The following is a 21,835-nucleotide window of genomic DNA, read 5'->3' on the forward strand; positions in this document are numbered from 1 at the left end:
GCGGTTTATGCTCCGCTTCGTACTGTGCGGTTCTGCAACACAATGCATGTATGCAACAAAAACACGGTTTTATTTTGTCTTCTCAGCTATTTACAGTATTTTTGCACATATAACTCGAAAATGCAACAAGCATGAAAATTTCCAATTTCTTTTCTATTGTAGCCATCGTACTGGCCGCAATAACTGTAAGTTCTTGCAACAGCCGTAAGTTTCAGGTGGGCGGTACGATTGCAGATGCCAAGGATTCTACGCTCTATTTTGAGAACATGAGTCTGAATGGTCCGGTAGTTGTAGACTCGGTAAAACTCGATGCAGACGGCACATTCCTATTTAAGAGCGATGCCGGGGAGGCGCCGGAATTCTATCGTTTGCGCATTGCAGACCAGATAATCAATATATCTGTCGACTCTACAGAGACAATTACCGTAAAAGCAGCTTATCCTTCGATGGCTTACCAGTATGAGATAAGCGGATCGGAAGACTGCTCCAAAATCAAAGAACTGGCACTGTTGCAAATGCGGTTGCAAGGACAAATCAACGCAATAGCGCAAAATCCCGACCTTGGAGTAGATGCCATGAACGATAGTATAGACAGGATAATGCAGGCATATAAGGCGAACGTGAAGATGAATTATATCTATAAAGAGCCGATGAAAGCCTATGCATACTTCGCATTGTTCCAGACTGTGAGGCTTGGAAATACCGTTTCGCTGATATTCAACCCGCGTAGTAGTGCGGAAGACATTAAGGCTTTTGCTGCCGTTGCTACCAGTTGGGACACGTATTATCCCGATGCAGAGCGCGGAAAGAACCTGCACAACATTGCCATAGAGGGCATGAAAGATGTACGCATTATACGTAATAAGATGGCACAGACGCTGGATGCTTCTAAAATAAATACCAGCGGCGTGCTCGATATCGTACTGCAAGACAATAAAGGAGTTACTCGCAAGCTCACCGACCTGAAGGGGAAAGTGGTGTTCCTCGACTTTCATCTGTTTTCGGGCGAGGGCTCTACCAAGCGTATTATGATGTTGCGCGACCTATACAACAAATATCATGCGGCCGGATTTGAGATATATCAGGTGTCTATAGATCCCGATGAACACTTCTGGAAGACACAGACAGCGGCGCTGCCATGGGTGAGCGTGCGCGATGAAAACGGTGTTAACAGCCGGTATCTTATAAGTTATAACGTACAACAGCTACCTACTTTCTATCTTCTTGGGCGCGATGGCGTGGTATATAAGCGCGATGTGCAGATCAAAGACATAGATGCCGATATCAAGGCATTGCTCTCGCGAGGCGGCTAAAATAAGGATCTTTTTATGGCAAACGCAGTGCATGAACGAAACAGTCTGTACGTTGCGTTTTCGTTTTTCGATAAAATATAGAAGATAGAGTACCGGTTTATTGTCTTTATTTCGTATATTTGTCGATGATGTTCTATACATGTAAGCTCGATAAACGGATGGTTTAATTTGGGAAAAACCATGTACCGCAAACGGTTACTGTCATTCATACCTCTTATTCTTATGGGAAGTACCTGCCATGCACAGCAGTTCTGTCTTGAGAAAAAGACCGACAGTTTGTACATACTTGTATTGACCACCGATTCTACCCCTGATGAATGGCGCCTTCCATACCCCGTCTATCGGTTTTGTACGGGCGATGTAAACGGCGATGGCAGTATAGATGCTATAGTTGGAGTTGTCAAACGTACGCGTTTTTATAAAGATATGGGGCACCGATTGTTTATTTTTAAGAACAAACGAGGCTATGTCCGTCCGCTTTGGATGGGTTCTAAATTGGGCGGAATACTACAGGATTTTCGTTTTACGGATGGCAAAGTGCGCAGTTTGGAGACCACTGTAGACGGCAAATATGTGGTGGCCGAGTACAGTTGGTTATCGTTTGGTCTGTCGTTCGAACGTTTCTTGTGTAAAGAAGTCGGACGTAACAAAGCAGTTAAAATATTTAATCGTTAAAAACTACGAGGAAATTAATTACTATTATCTTATTGCTCTTCGCGGCATACAGCGTTTGGGCACAAAAGAAAAGTATTATCATTTCCGGTAACGGACATATCGATGTAGAGAAACTTAACAAGCCTATTGATCTTAATATGGACTTGTCTAAGCTCACTATGAGCGAGCTCCGTGTGCTACGTAATTCCTTTGCTACGCGGCAAGGTTATGTGTTTATGGAAGCCGACCTGCGCAGTTTGTTCTCACAAACATCGTGGTACGAGTCGTTGATGTGGAAACGTTTCGAACCTAAAGACCGTGAAGTTTGGGGCTTTTTTGATAAAGAAGGAATTTATAACGAGGCTCTTATTCATTGTACAAAGGAAGAGTTGCAGTTTATTAATCGCATTCAAGAACGCGAAGATGAACTCGTTAGAAATGATGGAAATATAAGAGAAGACGGTTCTGTGAATATGAGAAACCTGATAAACCCATATCAGGTGGAGCGTTTCGATCCCAAATTAAAGGCCGCTTTGGGCGAAAAAGGCTTCGCAATCGTACCGTCTAACGGGCTTCAGCTGTTCCATGTGTACGAAAAGAACGACTATAGTAACTTCCCAAGTTTTGTAACTACCGATCTTTATTTACAGCTTTTCCATCTTTATTTCGACTCAGTGTTACGCGAGATCGAGGAAAACAAATTCCATGCTATGCTCATGCAATTGAGTCAGGATATGTATCGGCACTTTTCGATTATGGCAAACGACAGGTCTACTCCGTCTGTTTTAGCTGATAATACGGCATGGTGTCAGGCGTATTTCGGTGTAGCTGTCGGTCTTCACTTCTCCCGCTTTACAGCAAAAGATAGATGCCCGACGCATCATAGATGCCGGTGCCGACTGCATGATATGCCACCATACACACACCTTACAGACTATAGAAATCTATAAGAACCATACGATTTATTACAGCATAGGTAACTTCATATTAGACCAAAACAAACCGCTGAACACCGCTGCATGTATGGTGAAACTGGAAATAAGCAAGCACTCGGCACAGTTGGAAACCATTCCCATCAAGTCGGGGTTATGCGTAAAACTGGCTAAGGAATAACAACTTTCTTGATTGCTCCGGCAGCACGTATGATATAGATGCCCTTGCGATCGATCTTAACCGTATTTATTCCGCTTGCAACAGTGGTGCCATCGGTAGCGTAGACAACAATTTTGCCTTGCGCAGAGACCAAACCTTCCGATGAAACCGTGATATTTTGATTGGGATATACCAATTCTTCGATCCCGTTTATTACGGCTTCCATCATCTTAAAACGGAAATTATTTTCAATTAAGGTATTGATAACATTTAGTCCAGACACTTTGTATTTGCCCGATACATCGACGCCTGCGTAGTCCATCATTACCATTCCGGCGGGCCCGGTGTGGTTTCTATTGGCGAAATAATCAATCACTGTTTTGTTTGTAACCGATGCATTATGGCGATATCCATCGGATAAAGAGACGGTATTTCCAAATATATTCTGCATAAGCGAATAGCCTGATGTATGATTGATTACCCATGGAGCCTGCTTTCCGTTATCTGTATTGCGAGCAGTAGAGAAGTCGAGCATCGTTATAATGGCTTGCACCTTGGTTTCCAACGCACCGTTTGCAGAGGTGTCATAAAAGTCTTGCACATAAAGAGAGCCCGAAGACGACGCCCCTGAGATACTTGCTCTGCCCTGACTTGGGAAGTCTGCTGCATGACTCCAGCCCGTAACGTAGCCTCCGATGGGCACCGAATTATACGTATCGCGGCTCAATACGAGGATTTTTCCGCGCAGATTGCCCACGGTGAGGTCAGGTTTATAGTCGGCAAACAGCCCTTTATAGGCATCGGAAGTAAGAATTTCTCTCATCATATTGCCCCATTGGGGATGGTTTTTGTCGGCATCGTTTTCGTGACGCATAATGACAATAGCAAATTCCGTAGGGTTCTTTGCAAGTTTCTCGCGCAAAATATCGATGGCATCGGTAAATTTTATTTTCGTTTGCATGATGCCATGAAAGATATGCAAACCCTTAATTTTGCCAAAACGTGTATGTACTGCCGGTCGAAGATCGAATGCCCGAACGCCGCAGTCCCATTGTTCGGCGAGCGTTTTATCCTGTGTTAGGGCATATAGGTTGCCCAGAAGTGCAACGAGGGGGGTAAACCCTTCGCCGGTAGAAGCATCATGTGTGCCCGGTATAGATAACTGCGACACGTATGTATTGTCGCTAATGCGTGCCAACCAATTATCTGCAAGCAGATTGTGAGAACTTATCAGGCACGCGATAAGAACGGTACAGATTTTTCGAGTCATAGAATTTATTACTTTTGTTTATGTTTTGATAGATTATAGTTTTTACGTCTTTGTCAGAAACTTTGCAGCCATGATTTCAGTTCAAGTAGCATTTCGATGTGATACTTGAACGAACTATTCATGCCATATCCATGTCCACCGGAGGGATACACATGCAGCGATGCCGGTACATCGTGCTTGTAAAGCTCCATATAATAGTTTACGCCGTTGGCAGGTTGCACTACATGATCGTCATCAGATAGAACTATGAAAGCTCTCGGAGTGCTACGTGTCACCTGCATGTCGTTGCTATAGTTGCGTTCATCCTTCTTTTGAGCCTCTTTCCCGAGTAAATTGTCGTGCGATCCCTGATGTGTAAAGCCCGGTTGCATGGTAATTACCGGATAAAAAAGTATCTGAAAATTGGGCTTTGCATCGCCTGTACTGTGGGTAGCTATGGTAGATGCGAGGTGTCCGCCGGCAGAAAATCCCATGATACCGATATTGTTTGCATCGATATGCCATGCGGCTGCGTTTTTTCTTACTAATTTAATGGCTTGTTCGGCATCGCTGACAGGAGCCATAGGTATGCCATGCGGCAGCCGATACTTGAGCACTATTGCGGCTATTCCCATATTATTAAAGAAGGAAGACCAATCGGTTCCTTCGTGTATCATGGCAAGACCTTCGTATCCTCCGCCCGGGCAAATGACCACAGCACGCCCTGTTGACTTCTTTACATCGGGCAAGAACACTTTCACTTTAGCCGTATCGGCACCGAAACCTGTATCGTATGGGGCTTTTCCGCTCCATAAATTCAGCTCGAAAGTATTCTGTGCACCAGTGGTAAGCGCCAGCATCAATAAGCTAAGAATAGTAAATGGTCTTGATAATTTCATGTCGATATTTTGATTGTTTATTGGTTATTTTAATAACAAAGACAGTGCAAACCGAACACAAAGAAGCCTGCTTCTATTTGTTGAGGTGCGGTTTATTTTATGCAAAGATACATTATTTTTTGTATATTCGAATAAAAAGTTGTTTTTCTTTGTGCAAAATGTTGGGAGAAGACCGGCTTGTTTAATAAATTAAAGCGAGTTTTCCGTTCCTTTCTTGTTGTGAGATATATTTAATGGAGTTTTGGCGCAACCAAAATACACCGTATGTGTATCTTCGATAAACTGCACTCCTGTCTTGTTTACATATACCTCCTGATTTGCTTAAAATAACAGTCTGTTGTTTCATTTTATTCGGCTTTTGTTTCTTATACTTTTATTTAAATTCAGCTTAATTGTATGATTATTTCAAATTATTGTACTTTTTTACGATAATTTGCATTATCTTTGTCATCATAAAAGTGAATACTTGTTATGCATTTATTGGAGAAATTTAAGTATTGTCCGGCATGTGGAAGTCATCATTTCAATGCCTCTACCGAGAAAAGCAAGAAGTGTGATAACTGCGGTTTTGAGTTCTTTCTTAATCCAAGTGCTGCATGTGCGGCCTTTATATTGAACGATAAGGGGGAACTTCTTGTAGAACTACGGAAGAATGAGCCTGCAAAAGGCACGTATGATCTGCCCGGTGGTTTTGCCGATGTGGGCGAAACAAGCGAGGAAGGCATAAGAAGAGAGGTGGAAGAAGAGACTGGTCTTGAGGTTACAAGTACGAAGTATCTGTTCAGTTTGCCCAATAAATACCGCTATAGCGAGATAGATATTCCTACACTCGATATGTTTTATCTCTGCGAGGTGGCTGATACGTCGAAACTAAAGGCTGCCGATGATGCCGCCGAATGTATGTGGATGAAGCTCGAAGATGTCCATACAGAGCAATTCGGACTGCGCTCTGTGCGCCAAGGACTGTATCAGTTTTTGGAATACATGAAGAAATAAATTCTGCCGCTCTACAGAGAAAAATGCCATAAAAATACTGTCTGCCGAAATTCAGTGTCGTTTGTAAACCCCGAATTTCGATAGAATACTTGTCAATATCAACGGACCGAAAAGCAAGCATACTTGTAAAGGTATGAAATATAAGGCAACGGTATGACACTGACAATATCTTTTTCGTCATGCTGTCACGGTATTATGCGCTGAATAACTCTTTTAATACATGGAACGATTTGAGTTCGGGAAAGTTTGGAATGTGGAGACTGTAATAAGAGAGAATAATTTCGGCACAGCGGTTTCTCTGTTCTCGCGTCATTTTGAACAAGTGCATGGATTCATAATTCATACGAGTAAGAGTGTGGATGCGTGCAGCCTCTTCAGGGTGAAGAAAGTCGGGGTGAAGCGGTGCTGAAGCGGTAAAACATGCATTCCTCAGATCGAAATAGATATTATGGTTGTGATTGTCGAGATTTGGAAAGAAGCCGATAAACTTCGAAAGTCTCATCATGAAGACAAGGTGGAAGTTGGCAATGTTGCCTTGTGAGGCATCGAGCCACTTAATACTTGCCTCGATATATCGGAATAAAGGCTCGTTCTGTTGCTCGCTTCGAGTACTGTAATTCAGAAAATCAGCAAGAAAAAGCAATATCGTTAGCTTATAAGGATCGACTGGGATGTTGGAAAAGGGAGTCTCTATTCTTGCATTTTTAAGTCGCTGAAGTTTGGCGTTCTGTCTGAAGTCGAATTCTATATCGAGTATCGTCAATGGTTGGAAGAATTGTTTTTTTATTTTTGCTTTCGGATTTTTGGATATCTGTTGAATGAAAGATACGCGACCACAAGCTTCTGTAAATAGGTCTACGATCAGTTGGGCGTCGCCGAATTTCAGCAAATGGAATACTATAGCTTTGGTTTTTATAAGCATGAAGAATAATTTTAAAGCGAAAATATAAAAAAACGGCGATATAATAAAGATTTATTTGATAAAATTTGGCAGGTAAAGAAAAAACATCTAACTTTGCACCCGCAAATAAAATCGCATGGTCCCTTCGTCTATCGGTTAGGACGAGAGATTTTCATTCTCTAAAGAGCAGTTCGACTCTGCTAGGGACTACATAAAATATAAGAAGAATTTAAAGATGGCAAATCACAAATCATCACTTAAAAGAATCCGTCAGGATAAAGTTAAGACTTTGCACAATAAATATTATGCAAAGACTATGCGTAATGCTGTTCGTAAATTGCGCGCGATGACTAATAAGGAAGAAGCAGTAAAGTTTTATCCCGAAGTTCAGAAAATGTTGGACAAATTGGCTAAGACCAATATTATTCATAAGAACAAAGCCGCTAACTTAAAGTCGAGTTTAGCTCTGCATATTAATAAGTTGGTATAATTTCCAACTTGGTATAATTAGTACGAAGGTCGTACTCCAGTAGGAGTGCGACCTTTTGTCATTTGTGCAGAATTATTGTAGTGTTTTTTTCTTCTTCGATATTTATGAAAACTGCTATTGCAGAATGGTAGACAAGTGTGATGAGGAACTGAACGGAAATACGAAATGCGAATAATTTTCCGAGTGCGTATAAAGATGACAGGAAGTGATAGGGTTTCATTTTGTTTTACGCATTTTTAGTAACAAATTATTTCGTTATATGTTCTTTTTTTATTATCTTTGCAAGAAATATATAGTAAAGAAAATGGCAGATATTCAAAACAACGAGAATAATTATTCGGCCTCCAATATCCAAGTACTTGAAGGACTTGAGGCGGTGCGTAAACGCCCTGCAATGTATATTGGCGATATCAGTGAGAAAGGCCTTCATCATTTGGTGAACGAAACCGTAGATAACTCTATTGATGAAGCCATGGCCGGATATTGTACCGACATTGAGGTAACGATCAACGAAGATGAGTCGATAACGGTTCAGGACAATGGTCGTGGTATTCCCGTTGATGAGCATAAGAAATTGCACAAGTCGGCACTCGAAGTTGTTATGACGGTTCTTCACGCCGGTGGTAAGTTCGATAAAGGCTCTTACAAGGTCAGTGGTGGTCTTCATGGTGTAGGTGTGAGTTGTGTGAATGCACTTTCATCGCATATGCTTTCGCAAGTGTTTCGCGATGGCAAAATATATCAGCAGGAGTACGAAAAGGGGAAAGCGCTGTATCCCGTTAAAGTAATGGGCACGACAGACGAGCGCGGTACGCGTCAACAGTTTTGGCCAGATAAGACAATCTTTACAACAACCCATTATCAGTGGGATATCATTGCCCGCCGTATGCGTGAGCTTGCTTATTTGAATGCAGGTATTAAGATTACGCTGACCGACTTGCGTGCCAATGAAGAGGGAAAACCACGCGTGGAAGTCTTCCATGCTAAGGATGGATTGAAAGAGTTCGTGCGTTACGTAGACCGGCACCGTACCCATCTTTTCGACGATGTTATTTATCTGAAAACCGAGAAGCAAGGAATTCCAATCGAAGTCGCTATTATGTATAATACGGATTACTCCGAGAATATACATTCATATGTAAACAATATAAATACCATAGAGGGAGGAACTCATCTTTCGGGTTTCCGTACAGCACTTACTCGTGTGTTGAAAGCATATGCCGATAACGATCCCGTTATTTCGAAACAAATCGAGAAAGCCAAGATAGAGATTGCTGGCGAAGACTTCCGTGAAGGACTTACGGCTGTAATCTCCATCAAAGTTGCCGAGCCCCAGTTCGAGGGACAGACGAAGACTAAGTTAGGCAATAGCGAGGTGTCCGGAGCGGTGCAACAGGCGGTGGGAGAGGCCTTGACCAATTATCTTGAAGAGCACCCTGCTGAGGCAAAAAAGATTTGTGAAAAGGTAGTTCTTGCAGCAACAGCACGTATTGCCGCCCGAAAGGCTCGTGAAAGTGTGCAGCGTAAGAACTTCATGTCGGGAGGAGGACTGCCCGGCAAGTTGGCTGACTGTTCCAACAAAGATCCTAAAGACTGTGAGATATTCCTCGTTGAGGGCGACTCTGCCGGTGGTTCTGCCAAGCAAGGACGCGACAGATATACACAGGCAATTTTGCCGTTGCGCGGAAAGATTTTGAACGTAGAGAAGGTGCAGTGGCATAGAGTGTTCGAAGCGGAGTCGGTAATGAATATCATTCAGAGCATCGGAGTGCGTTTCGGCGTAGAAGGAGAAGACGATCGTGAGGCGAATATCGACAAACTACGCTACGATAAGATTATCATCATGACCGATGCCGACGTCGATGGTTCGCATATCGATACACTGATCATGACATTGTTCTATCGTTTCATGCCGAAAGTTATCGAAGATGGGCATCTTTATATTGCCAATCCGCCGCTCTACAAGTGCTCTTATAAGAATAAGGTAAGCGAATATTGTTATACCGAACAGCAGCGTCAAGCATTTTTTGATAAGTATGCAAACGGGGATGAGGATGCAAAGAGCATCCATACACAGCGCTATAAAGGTCTTGGTGAGATGAACCCCGACCAGTTATGGGAGACTACAATGGACCCGAAGTCGCGTTTGTTGAAGCAAGTAAATATCGAAAATGCCGCTGAGGCAGACGAGATATTCTCCATGCTTATGGGTGACGATGTTGAACCACGCCGCGAATTTATCGAGCAGAATGCTACTTATGCAAATATTGATGCTTAATTCGGTATCTTTATATTAAAGGAAATATCAGAAAATATCCAACCGCTTTCGAAAGTATTTAAAACAACTTTCGAAAGCGGTTGTTTCTTGTAAGCAAATTGCATGTTTTGCAAAGTCGACAATGGCATTGTGTATAAAATCTGTTTCTCTCTCTTCTCTTATCCATAATTATTCCATCATTGCTTTCTTCCATTTTCTTATCTTCATTTTAAATATACAGAAAGGAGCGACAGTATCAATGTGGATAAACTTGTAAACCTTCCATACAGTCATTTGGATAGCTCCATCTGCCTATATTCTTTGGTGTGGACGAAAGAGTTTATTCTCTGATATAGTATCAATAAGTTTGCAAATAGCTTGAACATTTTGAAGCCATTGGTAGGCGTATACATGGCCAATCAACTTGTTCGTCAGCTGAGAAAATGGATCGTACAGGCAGTTTGTAAGGACGTTATTTCTCTACGGTAGTTATTTTAATTGGTGTCCTTATTTTTTCATCATCACTTCTACGGCGCGCTTTAGCTGTTCATCGTTACCGTTAAGATAGTCTTCCGGTGTGTTATAAACTTCAATGTCAGGATCGAGTTGGTTATTTTCGCCGAAATTGCCACGCATATCCCGACAGCCTACCTGCGGTATGCCGAATACCATGCTGTTATCCATAAGCGTCTCCCACCATACAGCTGTCATCGTTCCGGCAACGGGGGTGCCTATCAATTTGCCGATACCGAGCTCCTTATATATAAAGGGGAAACCGTGCCCGTTGCTGTAATCGTCTTCGCAGATCATAACACAAGAAGGTTTCACCCATTTGTTCCATGGATCATAACCTATATATTTACCGTTCGGAACGAAGCTCTGATATTGCTTACCGCTTAAGAGCGTGCACAAATCATCGTGTAACCAGCCACCTCCGTTATGGCGTTCATCCACGATAACAGCATCTTTCCGGCGGTTCTTATCGCTTAGCAGTTCGCTGAATACAGTACGATAACTTTCACTGTTCATCGCTTTAACATGCACATAAGCCAGCTTTCCGTGCGACAGACTATCCACAATCCGGCGGTTGCGGTCTACCCATCTTTTGTACAACAGTTCTTGTTGAGCGCTTTTGCTAATGGCCTTCACCGTTACATCGAAGCGTTTTTTCGTTGAGGGGTTGAAAACAGTAATACGGAGCGGTTTGCCTGCTTTACCGTCGAGTATGTAGTTATAATCCTTTCCGGCAAGTATTTTCTCACCATCTATCTTTTCTATTACGCATCCGGCATCTACTCCGGTGTTCTTAACGGCAAAAGGTCCGCGCTTGATAACTTCTTCCACTTTCAGTCCGTCGCCCATGTATGCAGGATCGAAGAACAATCCCAACGCGGCAGTATTCAGGTTCGTCCCATTCGGATAATAGCGGGCACCGGTGTGAGAGGCATTCAATTCGCCGAGCATCTCGCTAAGCATGTCTCGAAAGTCGTAATTATTGTTGATATAAGGCAGGAACTTGGCGTAAGTCTTCTTGCAACTTTCCCAATCTATACCGTGCAAATCGGGTTTGTAGAATTTATCCTTTACCTGTTGCCAAATATGGCCGAAGAGATATTCGCGTTCCTGATACGGCCGATAGTTGAAACGTGCTTCGAAGTCGATGTTTTTGGATGAACCTTTCGAAATGTCTATCTGTTTTATGGAATTGCCTGTACAAAGATAGATATTCTTAAAGTTTTTATCGGCAAGAAGGTCGCCCCTTCCCACATTCTTCATCACAATTTCGGTTTTGTTTTCCTTTAGATCGTGCTTCCAAAGGTCGTATCCCCCTTCGAAAGCGGCCTGATAATACAACGTATCGCCCCCCGGACTGAGCAAAGCATCACCGAGTCTCGACGAATTTACCGTCAGTCGGAGCACTCGGTCGCGGCAGTTATCAAGGTCGAACTTCAATATTTCTTCTTTCTTCGGTTTCTTTTTCACCGTTACGTCTACAGTCTTTTGCTCCTTGGCGGCAGCCTCTTCTTTCTTAGTTTCATCGTAAAGAGTCTTTTCTTCTTTCGACATCTTGAAGCGTTCGTAAGCATCGAGGTCGAAGAACATAATATACATGTCGCTTTCCGATCCCCAACTGCCATGACTTCTGTACCCTGCACGGTCGCTTTCGAATATCATTGCCTTGCCTCCGAGCACCCATTTGCCGTTTCCATCGTTGTATCCGCTCTCGGTAAGGTTGTGTATTTCGCCGTTACCCGAAGCACTTACCAGCGCAATATCCTTATTGTTCCATCCGCCGTAGCCGATATAGCTTGCCAAGAGCCACCTGCTGTCCGGGCTCCATGTGCACCATACGTCGCCATCGGAATAGGAGTAGTTGTATTTGCCGTCCATTAAAGTACGTACGTTTTTGCTTTTCAAGTCGACTGCACGCAGGGTGTTGCGGTTTTCAAGGAAAGCTATACTCTTGCCATCCGGACTGTATAACGGCTGAAAAGAGGTAGAGTCCGACTTTACGAGCTGTGTCTCTTCCAAATCGGTGGCATAGGTAAACTGTTTTTCGCCTTTGTTCTTAATCGTTGTTTGATAAATCTGCCACAATCCGTTGCGTTCCGAAGCATACGCGATACTACGCCCGTCGGGAGCAAAATCAATGCTACGTTCCTGTTCGGGAGTATCGGTAATCTGCTTGGTTGTGCGGTAGTCTATTGACGTAACATACACATCGCCGTGCAAAACAAAAGCTATTTCTTTACCAGAGGGCGATACTTTGATTTCGGTAGCTCCGTTGGTCTTTATCTGACGTATCAGGTCGGCATCGTTCTTATCGGCGGTAATGTTGATATTTACCTTTGTTGGCTCGCCTCCTTCGCGAAGCGTGTATATTTCACCATCGTAACAGAAACACAATGTACCATTTTCAGCGGCGGTAAGGTAGCGTACCGGATTGTCTTTAAAGCGAGTCAGCTGCGTTTTATTGGCACTTTCCACATTTCTGCGATACACGTTGAATGTGCCGTCTTCCTCGCTTAGGTAATAAAAAGACTGCCCATCGGCCGCCCAAACGGGATTTCTATCTTCGCCGTTGAATGCGGTCAGCTTGGTAAACTTGCCATTCTTGTTCAGCCATATATCACGTGTAATGGGCGAACGATGATGTTTGCGGAGCTCATCTTCATAGCCTTTCTTATCATGATAGAGTATGTCGCCATTTTTGTTGATGCTCATGCTCTCCATTGTCACGGCAGATACCAAGCGTGGGCGGCTTCCTTTCACATCCGTTTCGTACACCTGTGGGAACTGGCTCGAAGCAAAATAGATAGATTTTGCCGTAGGCATGCCGGTTGTTTCGAATAAAATGTGTTCGTTATCGCGCCATGTCATCGGTATTTCATTACCGCTGTCGGTAGTTAGTCGTTTGGGTTCGCCGCCATTTTTGCTCATTACGTAGATATCGTAACTGCCTTCTCGGGTAGATACGAATGCGATGCGTTCCCCGTCGGGATTCCATATCGGGTAAGATTCATAGGCAGCATTCGATGTAAGTTGTCGTGCATTACCGCCCTGAACGGGTATCGTAAAAATATCACCTTTATAGGAGAAAGCAATCGTAGTGCCGTCCGGAGAGATAGAACTGTAGCGCATCCATAACGGATGTTGCTGAGCTGTTACCGATAAGGCGAACATTATGGATACGAACAATAAACATATTTTTCTCATGTCGACATGGTTTGTGCTAAATACAAAATATTGGCTGCAAATATAAGTAAAATATTCTATATAATAAGGTGTATTGGTTAAAAAATGAACATAGAACAAGTAATGATACCAATTCGCAGGTTTTTCATACGAATAAGACCGGGATATACCGATTTTTGTAATTATCTTTGCATGGTTTTAAAAGCATGTAGGGATGAAGAAAATTGTTTGTATCTTGTTACTGCTATGCTCCTTGGGTATACGGGCGCAAGAGCCATTGCATCCGAATGGCGAAAATATTTACGATCATTGGGTAGGCACGTGGGCTTGTGCACCGCAGCCGGTGGTAAAATCGTATATGCCTTTCAACAACGAAATGACCAATCGTTCGGTTCGTCAGGTTGTTAAAATTTCGATAGGAGGCGATGTTGTGCGCTTGCACCTGTCGAACGAATATAGCACCGAGCCTGTAGAAATACGTTCGGTATATATCTCCGCATCTGCAGACTCGTTTGCCATAGAGCCTAAAACTACGGAATATCTGCGTTTCGGTGGGCATCAACGCGTAACGATAGAACCGCGGAAAACAGTTGTCTCCGATCCATTGCGCTTTCATCTGAAGCCTTTGCAGCGCATAGCCGTTACCATTAACTACAAAATAGCGCCGAAAGAGCCCACTGTACACATGGGATCGCGTACCACTTCCTATATTCTGAAAGGCAATTCCGGTCCACGCACCGATTTTGAGAAGGCCTTCCGTGAAGACCACTGGTTCAATATTTCGGCGATAGACGTATATAATGTGAATGCCGATGCCGTGGCTATTATCGGCAATTCTATTACCGATGGCAAGAACAGTACTACGAACCGGCAGGACAGATGGCCCGATGTAATGTCGGAAGAGTTGTATCGCAAAGGGCATGGCAGGGGAGTGTTGAACCTCGGCATAGGCGATAATCGTGTGCTGACCGTGGGGCTCGGTGCTCCTGCTATGGAGCGATTCGACCGAGATATATTGCAGCAATGTGGGATAAAAGAGGTGATTGTTTTCGAAGGCATCAACGATTTGGGCACGAGTAAGGACGCCAAAAACACGGCACGTCGCCTGATCGAACAGTATGCCATTATGATACGAAAGGCGCATGAGCACCATCTGAAAATATACGGCGGTACGATTATGCCGATGAAAGGCAGTGCATATTTTACGGAAGACCATGAAGAAGGGCGGCAGATAGTAAACGAATGGATACGTAACTCGAAGGAATTCGACGGAATACTCGACTTTGATGAGCTGATGAGAAGCACAGAAGACCGCCGTTCGTTGCGCAAAGAATGGCAGAGCGATTGGCTTCATCCCAATGCAGAGGGGTATGCCGTGATGGGCAGATATGCTGCAGAGTTCTTGTTAAGCGCAAAGTAGTCGGCGGAACATCGTGTACCTGTGAATGTCTGATTGCCGGTTTATTCTTTCAGATTATGAAGTTTTGTGCAGGCAGGCCTTAAGAATAATGTGCTTAGAGTGCACATGTAACAATAATATATACACCCTTTAAGTGCATTGTTCGTTATGTATATTTATAATGTGTGATGGGGATGTTCTTGCCGCTGGCTGCACATGGGGGTGGCAGGCATTACAGAAGACTTAAATCGAGCTTCTTCCCGAGCCGGCTCTTGGTAGAACGTATGGCTTGTTCAGAGCAGCAGAACGACTGCGCTTTGTGCCGATCGTCTTTGCCGTTTCGCTCCATAATACAGAAAAACGTTTCTTTTGGTGTAAGTGCATAGGCCGGATTGGCAATGATTTCGGCCAAACGGGTGTCGATAACACGCATGATGTTTGTAACAGCCACCTGTTCTTTCTTTCCGAACTGGCTGATGTTCTCATCGTGGAGTATACTGTAAAGCACATCGATGCCGAGCTTCGTTTGCGATATAGAGTCGTAGTCGGTGCCCGTGGTCAGCTGTGCAGGCAGCCTCTTCTTCAGCTTTTCTATCTCCATGAGTTTGGTGTCTGCGGCCTGCTTCATCTCTTCGATGGTGATATTTCGGGCTGTCAGTTGGGCTGTCATTTCGTCCTTTATAGCAGAAATGCGGTCGTGATAACGCTTGTACAGTTGTTGCGTGCGGCGAAAATACCAGTAAGTGAGCCCGAAGATGATAAGCAGAAGCCCGATGATGGCTACCGAGAACCCGAATTTTTGTTCGGCCTTTTCGCGCTGCATCACCTCTTTATCGTATTGATTTTGTATTTTCACAATGTCGAGATGCTTCTGTTCGGCGTTCAAAGAGTCGTTGAGAGCTTTGAGTTTCTTCATGTCTTCCAGTGCTAAACGGTAGTTGCCGGTGCGTTCGGCAAGCCCGCTGCGAATAAGAAGTCGGTTGTATTCGAGTGTTGCACTGCCGTTTTGGGGCATGATACTCATAAGCATTTGCGCCTTTTCATCTTTGTTTTGCCTGAGATATATTTGGCACAAGAGCGACATGGCATTGCCTATAGCCGACGAGTCTTGCGCTAACATTACGGCTCGATAAGCATGCTGTTCGGCTTGGCCGAGCGAGTCGTGCAGCATGTCGTAATAGGCTATGTTTTTCTGAATAACCGACTGTTGGCTTTTGTCGGACTGTTTATAAAACTTGGCGGCCTCGTTGTTTGCCTTCAGAGCGCTGTCCGGCAGGTTCATATCGAAGAAAGTGTTGGCCTGATTGATAAGAACATCCACCACATATTCGGGCTTTCCGTATGCTCGGGCATACTTCAAGGCCAGCCGCTGGTAGTGCAGAGCAAGCTCGCCGGCACCGTTATTCTCGTTTATCCAACCTATATATTGGCAAATGCGGTAGCATGTTTTTGTGTCGTTCAGCTGTGGAAGCAGCTTTTCGGCCTCTTTTAATTGCAACATGGCGGGGTGATAATCCTTACGGTCTATGTAGATAACGGCGCTGTCGAGGTATTTTCGGGCCATCGTTTCGGCATCTTCGGCCGATGAACGGTTACCGAAAAGCGTACAACCGCTGCATAGCAATAGAATTGAAAGGGCGAAGTAAAAGGTTTTTCTCATTCGTTCGTTTAAGTGCAACCTCGTGTTATGCAAAGATAGTGCAAGCCGAATACAAACAAGTTTGCTTGAAATTGTTGAGGCGAGACCTATCTTATGCAAAGATACATCAAAATCTTAAAAATGCAAATAAAAGTCTCTGTTTTCATCAGATATTCGGCCTGTTGGTCTTAAATAGACTTCTTTCGGGGGTAGATATACGGTCTGTATGGTATAGATGCCGTATCTGTTGAGGATAGATGACAGGTATGTTTGTGGTAGGAAATATGTCAGGTGGACCTGCCTTTTGTTTGTTAATATTTTGATAATTAATTATTTAGGTGTTGTGTGTTGTGTCAATCGTAAATAGGGTGTTGACAAGGATGCCTTTTTCCTTTATCTTTGCTCCCGAAACCAATACTCAAATCTGCAAAGTGCAATGCGTATGTGGTTCGTTTTCGTCGTACGAACACATGCCATTGCACTTTCGTTTTACGAATGTTCCTTTAGAATGTAAATAATAATATGAAGAGATTGTGGGCAGTATTATTGATGATGGCAGTCGTAGGGGGTGTTGACGGGCAGTCTGTGCGTGACCGGTCTGTTTGTTTTAGCCCCGTTGAACAAATGCCGGAGTTTGTGGGTGGTTCTCAAGCATTGCTGCAATATTTGAGAGAGAACGTGGATTATCCTGAGAAATGTATAGAAGACGGCATTCAGGGAAAGGTGATTATTTCGTTTGTGATAGATAAGAAAGGATGGGTAACGAAACCATGTGTCGCCCGATCCGTGCATCCTTTGTTGAACAAAGAGGCTCTCCGTGCGGTGAAAAATATGCCCCGATGGAACCCCGGAATACTATCCGGTAAACCTGTCAAGGTAAAGTACTGTGTTCCGATTGTATTTAAATTGCCGATACCTATATGTTGCGAATAGGACAAAATGTCTTCGCGTTGTGACAATTTGGCATGATTATTCCTTTGGTATGCTTGTTGTAATGTTATCAGTGGATTCGAAAAGAGTCCGAGAACATTAAATAAAAGGATTTTAAATAAAACTGGAGGAATGATTATGTTACCGATTATGCACAGAAATTCATGGTTGCCGAGTGTATTCGACGATTTCTTTAACACAGATTTTATGCCACGTGCAAATGCTACTGCGCCTGCTATTAACGTGATAGAACACGATAAAAGCTACGTTGTAGAGTTGGCCGCACCCGGATTGAAGAAAGATGATTTTACCGTAAACATCAATGATGAAGGCAATCTTACCATAAAGATGGAACAGAAGCAGGAAAATAAAGATGAGAATAAAAAGGCTCATTATCTGCGTAGGGAGTTCAGCTATTCTAAGTATGAGCAAACTCTGCTGCTGCCCGACGATGTAGATAAAGATAAAATCTCTGCCAAAGTAAACGACGGCGTACTTACTGTAGAGTTGCCGAAGTTGGAACAATCCGTTCAAAATGTAGGCAGACAAATCTCTGTCGAATAATACTCAGAGAAGAAAAAGATAGGGTAGTTTGTTGATAACGATACCTATCTGCGTTTATAAACCATAGGGAGATGAACAGATTATGGTCTGTTTATCTCCTTTTTTCGTGTTGTTTACCGCATGTTCGAACACTTATATCGCTCATCATTCATCCCTTATCTTTTATCTATCTAAATCGATAGCAGATCACAGGTATAACTTACAGTTCGGAAGCAATATCTCGAAAATACTCCTATATTTATCAATCGGGCTTTGTGCATCGCATATTTATAGCACTTCGTTAATAAATGTTTAATTCTTCGTCTGTTTAATAATTTTATTTGTTGATATAACAAAATTATACTATTTTTGCAAATATCCATATTTGTGATGGAAATAGTTTCGTCTCGTTTGGAGAAACGGGTAAAATAGTAATAGATTGTAAGTAAGAATAATGAAACTTCCAATGATATTAGAGAAAATTTGTTGAAACAGTATGAAAATGATATAAAACAGTATTTCGAAAGATAGATAATTTACAAATATATTAATTTTTAAGAGAGAGATTTTTATGGAAAAAAGACTAACAATGATTCTTGCGTGCCTCTTCTTAAGTGTAGGAGTGGCATTGGCGCAGATGCGTGTTACCGGAACCGTAGTTTCTTCGGAGGACGGGGAACCGGTTATCGGTGCATCTGTTAAGGTTGTTGGCACGAATACTGGAGCGGCCACCAATCTGAATGGTGAGTTTACGCTGACTGTCGCTGCCGGTGCCAAGATTTCGGTTTCTTATATTGGCATGCAAACACAAACGCTTACGGTCAAGCCAACGATGAAAATCGTACTCGAACCGGACGACAGAACTCTCGACGAGGTGATGGTTGTGGCTTACGGTACACAAAAGAAGTCGGCTTTTACCGGTTCTGCTGCTGTTGTAAAGTCTGATGATATCAGCAAAGTACAGGTTACCAGTCCTGTAGAGGCGTTGAAGGGTAAGGTGTCGGGTATCCAGATGTCGCAGGCTTCAGGCCAGCCCGGAGGTACCTCCAATCTCTATATTCGTGGTATAAGTTCTATTAATAGTGGTAGAACCCCGTTGTATGTAGTCGACGGTTCTCCCTTCGATGGCGATTTGAACACTATTAATCCGCAGGATATCGAGAATATCACGGTGTTGAAAGATGCGGCTTCGGCAGCACTCTACGGTGCTCGCGGTGCTAATGGTGTTATAATGATAACAACGAAGAACGGGCGTACCGACCATTCGTATATAACGGTCGATGCTAAATGGGGTGTCAATTCGCGCGCTATTCCCGACTATGAATATATCAATGATCCCGCGGGTTACTACGAAACATGGTACAGAGGTTTGTATAACTATGCCAAAGGTACTCGTAAGTATTCAGATACTCAGGCAATGGAATTTGCTAATCAGCACCTTACAGCAAACGATGGTTTCGGCTTGGGATATAATGTATATAATGTTCCGCAGGGCGAATATATGATCGGCTCTAATGGGAAACTCAACCCGAAAGCTACATTGGGTAATGTAATTTCTTATAATGGAAACCAGTATATGCTCTATCCGGATGATTGGACCAAGGCTACTTACAAGCATAGTCTGCGTCAGGAGTACTCTGTAACGGCTAATGGTAGCACGGAGAAGTCTACTTTTTACGCTTCTGCCAATTATCTGGACCTCGAAGGTATTACCAAGAATTCGGATTATAAGCGCTTTACAGCTCGTCTGAAAGGTGATTATCAGATTAAACCTTGGCTGAAAGTGGGTGCCAACATGAACTATGCGCACTATACGCAAAACTCTATTGCCAATGACGGCTCAGCCGGTAGCTCTGCTAATATGTTCTCTTTAACGAAAGTGGCGCCGATCTATCCGCTGTATATTCGCGACGGGCAAGGTAATATTATGTGGCATCAGGAGTCAGGCATCCGCCTTTATGATTATGGAGACGGCAAGATCAACGGTGCTCAACGCCCTTATTTGTCGCAGGCAAATCCGTTGTCGGACGCGCAAGTAAACCTGCGTTACAATGAAGGGAATACTTTCAATGGCGTCGGAACCATGGAGATACGTTTCCTGAAAGACTTCAGGTTCTCTTCTACCAATAGTGTATATTTGGATGAGTACCGTAAGAACCATACGACGAATCCTTGGTTCGGGCAGTATGCAAGTTCTAAGGGGATTGCCGTAGTGGGCCATGGACGCAGATGGTCTTATAACTATCAGCAGTTGCTCAATTGGCATCATGTGTTCGGACAGCACGATGTAGAGGCGATGGTTGGTCATGAATATTACCGTACAAGGGTGTATTCTCTGTCTGGCAATAAGAGTAATATGTTCTCTAATGATTATCCGGAGCTCGATGGCGCGGCTATTACGCAAGGTGCTTCGTCGGGAAAGACGGATTACAATACGGAAGGTTGGTTCGGTAGAGCACACTATAGCTATGGCGATAAGTATTTCGGTGAGTTTTCTTTCCGCCGTGATGCTTCCTCGTATTTTGATCCTTCATGCCGTTGGGGAAACTTCTGGTCGCTCGGAGGAGCATGGATTATCTCTAAAGAAAAGTGGTTCAACGCACCATGGGTAGACGAGTTGAAGTTCAAAGCCTCTTACGGTGAGCAAGGTAACGATGCTATCGGTGCTTTCAATTATATCAATACTTATACGATTACTCCTTCTGCCGGAAATATTTCTCTGCTGCCTCGAAGAAAAGGAAATACTAAAATTTCTTGGGAAAAACAGGGTATGTTTAATACCGGTTTTGAATTCTCGTTCTTCCGTCAGCGCCTAACGGGTAGCATTGTTTTCTTTAGTCGTCAGACCAATGATATGCTTGCTTGGTTCACACTTCCACCTTCTTTCGGTTGGACAGGTTACTATGCTAACATCGGAGATATGCGGAATACAGGTGTAGAAGTTGAACTTAACGGCGATATACTCCGTACGAAAGATCTTGTGTGGTCTGCTCGTATGAACCTAACTTCATATAGAAACAGGATTACACGGCTTGCAGATCAGAATAAGACGCTTACTATAGAAGGTAAACGCGGATATACTAATGGCAATTACTTCTATGGAGAGAAACTTCCTATCTATACATATTATATGTACAAGTATGCCGGTGTAGACCAAAATACTGGCGAGGCGCTTTATTATAAAGATGTGTATAAGACAGATGCCAATGGTAATCGAACCCTATCCGGTCGGGAAACAACCAATACAACCTCGGATGCGACCATGTATCTGTGCGGTACGGCTCTTCCCGATGCTTATGGCGGTTTCGGTACATCATTAGCGTGGAAAGGACTCGACTTTTCTGTAGACTTTACCTACCAGCTAGGTGGACAGGTTTACGACGGTGACTATGCCAGCTCGATGAACCTCGAACGCGGTCATGCATTGCATGCAGATATATTGAATGCATGGAGCGCAGATAATAAGGGTTCTAATATACCCCGTTTACAATTCAATGACAAGTTCATGACGGCACGCAGTGACCGTTTCTTGACAAGCGCTTCTTACTTGAATTTGCAGAACGTAACGATCGGATATACACTGCCTAAGAGATGGATACGAACGCTGGGTATCGCAAAGGTGCGTGTGTATGCTGTGGGAGATAACCTATGGCTGTGGTCGAAACGTCAGGGACTCGATCCCCGCCAGAGTATTTCAGGATCCGTATCCAATGAATATTACTCTCCTATTCGTACGGTATCAGGCGGTATAACAGTTACATTCTAAGGTGTTTTTAA

Annotated in this window: 16 protein-coding genes; 11 read left to right on the forward strand and 5 right to left on the reverse strand. The window is 43.5% G+C overall.

Annotated features, from left to right (window positions below):
- The first annotated feature begins 131 nt into the window (after positions 1-131).
- From BN3912_RS01810 to BN3912_RS11850, 4 genes are all read left to right on the forward strand, one after another.
- Positions 132-1,313: a redoxin domain-containing protein gene (locus BN3912_RS01810; RefSeq protein WP_023984293.1), complete on the forward strand. Its 1,182-nt coding sequence runs from the start codon at positions 132-134 to the stop codon at positions 1,311-1,313.
- A 180-nt stretch (positions 1,314-1,493) separates the two neighbouring features.
- Positions 1,494-1,988 (forward strand): hypothetical protein, encoded by a 495-nt coding sequence (locus BN3912_RS01815; protein ID WP_023984294.1) that lies wholly within the window; start codon positions 1,494-1,496, stop codon positions 1,986-1,988.
- A gap of 32 nt (positions 1,989-2,020) precedes the next feature.
- A complete protein-coding gene (locus BN3912_RS01820) occupies positions 2,021-2,917 on the forward strand; it encodes a DUF3160 domain-containing protein (protein WP_023984295.1) in 897 nt (298 codons plus the stop codon).
- A complete protein-coding gene (locus BN3912_RS11850) occupies positions 2,871-3,080 on the forward strand; it encodes a CapA family protein (protein WP_023984296.1) in 210 nt (69 codons plus the stop codon). Before BN3912_RS01820 ends, BN3912_RS11850 begins: the two co-directional genes overlap by 47 nt.
- Here BN3912_RS11850 and BN3912_RS01825 read toward each other — a convergent pair.
- Together BN3912_RS01825 and BN3912_RS01830 are read right to left on the reverse strand one after the other, a co-directional pair.
- Positions 3,070-4,329 (reverse strand): phosphatidylinositol-specific phospholipase C domain-containing protein, encoded by a 1,260-nt coding sequence (locus BN3912_RS01825; protein ID WP_023984297.1) that lies wholly within the window; start codon positions 4,327-4,329, stop codon positions 3,070-3,072. The genes BN3912_RS11850 and BN3912_RS01825 overlap by 11 nt on opposite strands.
- Before the next feature lie 53 nt (positions 4,330-4,382).
- Complete coding sequence (locus BN3912_RS01830; protein WP_023984298.1) at positions 4,383-5,207, reverse strand: alpha/beta hydrolase; 825 nt, start codon at positions 5,205-5,207, stop codon at positions 4,383-4,385.
- A gap of 471 nt (positions 5,208-5,678) precedes the next feature.
- Here BN3912_RS01830 and BN3912_RS01835 point away from each other — a divergent pair, with 471 nt between their 5' ends.
- On the forward strand, positions 5,679-6,203 hold the full coding sequence (locus BN3912_RS01835) for an NUDIX hydrolase (RefSeq protein WP_023984299.1): 525 nt from the start codon (positions 5,679-5,681) through the stop codon (positions 6,201-6,203).
- 193 nt (positions 6,204-6,396) lie between these two features.
- Here BN3912_RS01835 and recO read toward each other — a convergent pair whose 3' ends face one another.
- Positions 6,397-7,125, reverse strand: coding sequence for a DNA repair protein RecO (gene recO, locus BN3912_RS01840; RefSeq protein WP_023984300.1), 729 nt, complete (start codon positions 7,123-7,125; stop codon positions 6,397-6,399).
- Between the two features lie 214 nt (positions 7,126-7,339).
- Here recO and rpsT point away from each other — a divergent pair, with 214 nt between their 5' ends.
- On the forward strand, positions 7,340-7,594 hold the full coding sequence (gene rpsT / locus BN3912_RS01845; protein WP_023984301.1) for a 30S ribosomal protein S20: 255 nt from the start codon (positions 7,340-7,342) through the stop codon (positions 7,592-7,594).
- Between the two features lie 304 nt (positions 7,595-7,898).
- On the forward strand, positions 7,899-9,872 hold the full coding sequence (gene gyrB / locus BN3912_RS01850) for a DNA topoisomerase (ATP-hydrolyzing) subunit B (RefSeq protein ID WP_036859570.1): 1,974 nt from the start codon (positions 7,899-7,901) through the stop codon (positions 9,870-9,872).
- A 486-nt stretch (positions 9,873-10,358) separates the two neighbouring features.
- On the opposite strand, the gene BN3912_RS01855 is transcribed toward gyrB, so the two are convergent.
- On the reverse strand, positions 10,359-13,568 hold the full coding sequence (locus tag BN3912_RS01855; RefSeq protein ID WP_036859417.1) for a S41 family peptidase: 3,210 nt from the start codon (positions 13,566-13,568) through the stop codon (positions 10,359-10,361).
- A gap of 193 nt (positions 13,569-13,761) precedes the next feature.
- On the opposite strand from BN3912_RS01855, the gene BN3912_RS01860 reads away from it, so the two are divergent.
- Positions 13,762-14,967, forward strand: coding sequence for an SGNH/GDSL hydrolase family protein (locus BN3912_RS01860; RefSeq protein WP_023984305.1), 1,206 nt, complete (start codon positions 13,762-13,764; stop codon positions 14,965-14,967).
- Positions 14,968-15,178: 211 nt separating this feature from the next.
- Here BN3912_RS01860 and BN3912_RS01865 read toward each other — a convergent pair whose 3' ends face one another.
- Positions 15,179-16,606: a hypothetical protein gene (locus BN3912_RS01865; protein ID WP_023984306.1), complete on the reverse strand. Its 1,428-nt coding sequence runs from the start codon at positions 16,604-16,606 to the stop codon at positions 15,179-15,181.
- 501 nt (positions 16,607-17,107) lie between these two features.
- Between BN3912_RS01865 and BN3912_RS01870 the strand changes: the two genes are divergently transcribed.
- The 3 genes from BN3912_RS01870 (at position 17,108) to BN3912_RS01880 (ending at position 21,824) form a co-directional block, all read left to right on the forward strand.
- The gene (locus BN3912_RS01870) at positions 17,108-17,518 is read left to right on the forward strand and encodes an energy transducer TonB (protein ID WP_023984307.1); all 411 of its coding nucleotides are present in this window, start codon (positions 17,108-17,110) and stop codon (positions 17,516-17,518) included.
- Between the two features lie 147 nt (positions 17,519-17,665).
- The gene (locus BN3912_RS01875; RefSeq protein ID WP_064972253.1) at positions 17,666-18,079 is read left to right on the forward strand and encodes an Hsp20/alpha crystallin family protein; all 414 of its coding nucleotides are present in this window, start codon (positions 17,666-17,668) and stop codon (positions 18,077-18,079) included.
- 550 nt (positions 18,080-18,629) lie between these two features.
- Positions 18,630-21,824: a SusC/RagA family TonB-linked outer membrane protein gene (locus BN3912_RS01880; RefSeq protein ID WP_023984308.1), complete on the forward strand. Its 3,195-nt coding sequence runs from the start codon at positions 18,630-18,632 to the stop codon at positions 21,822-21,824.
- Positions 21,825-21,835 lie beyond the last annotated feature (11 nt).

Source organism: Prevotella phocaeensis, assembly GCF_900065875.1.
Lineage (GTDB): Bacteria > Bacteroidota > Bacteroidia > Bacteroidales > Bacteroidaceae > Prevotella > Prevotella phocaeensis.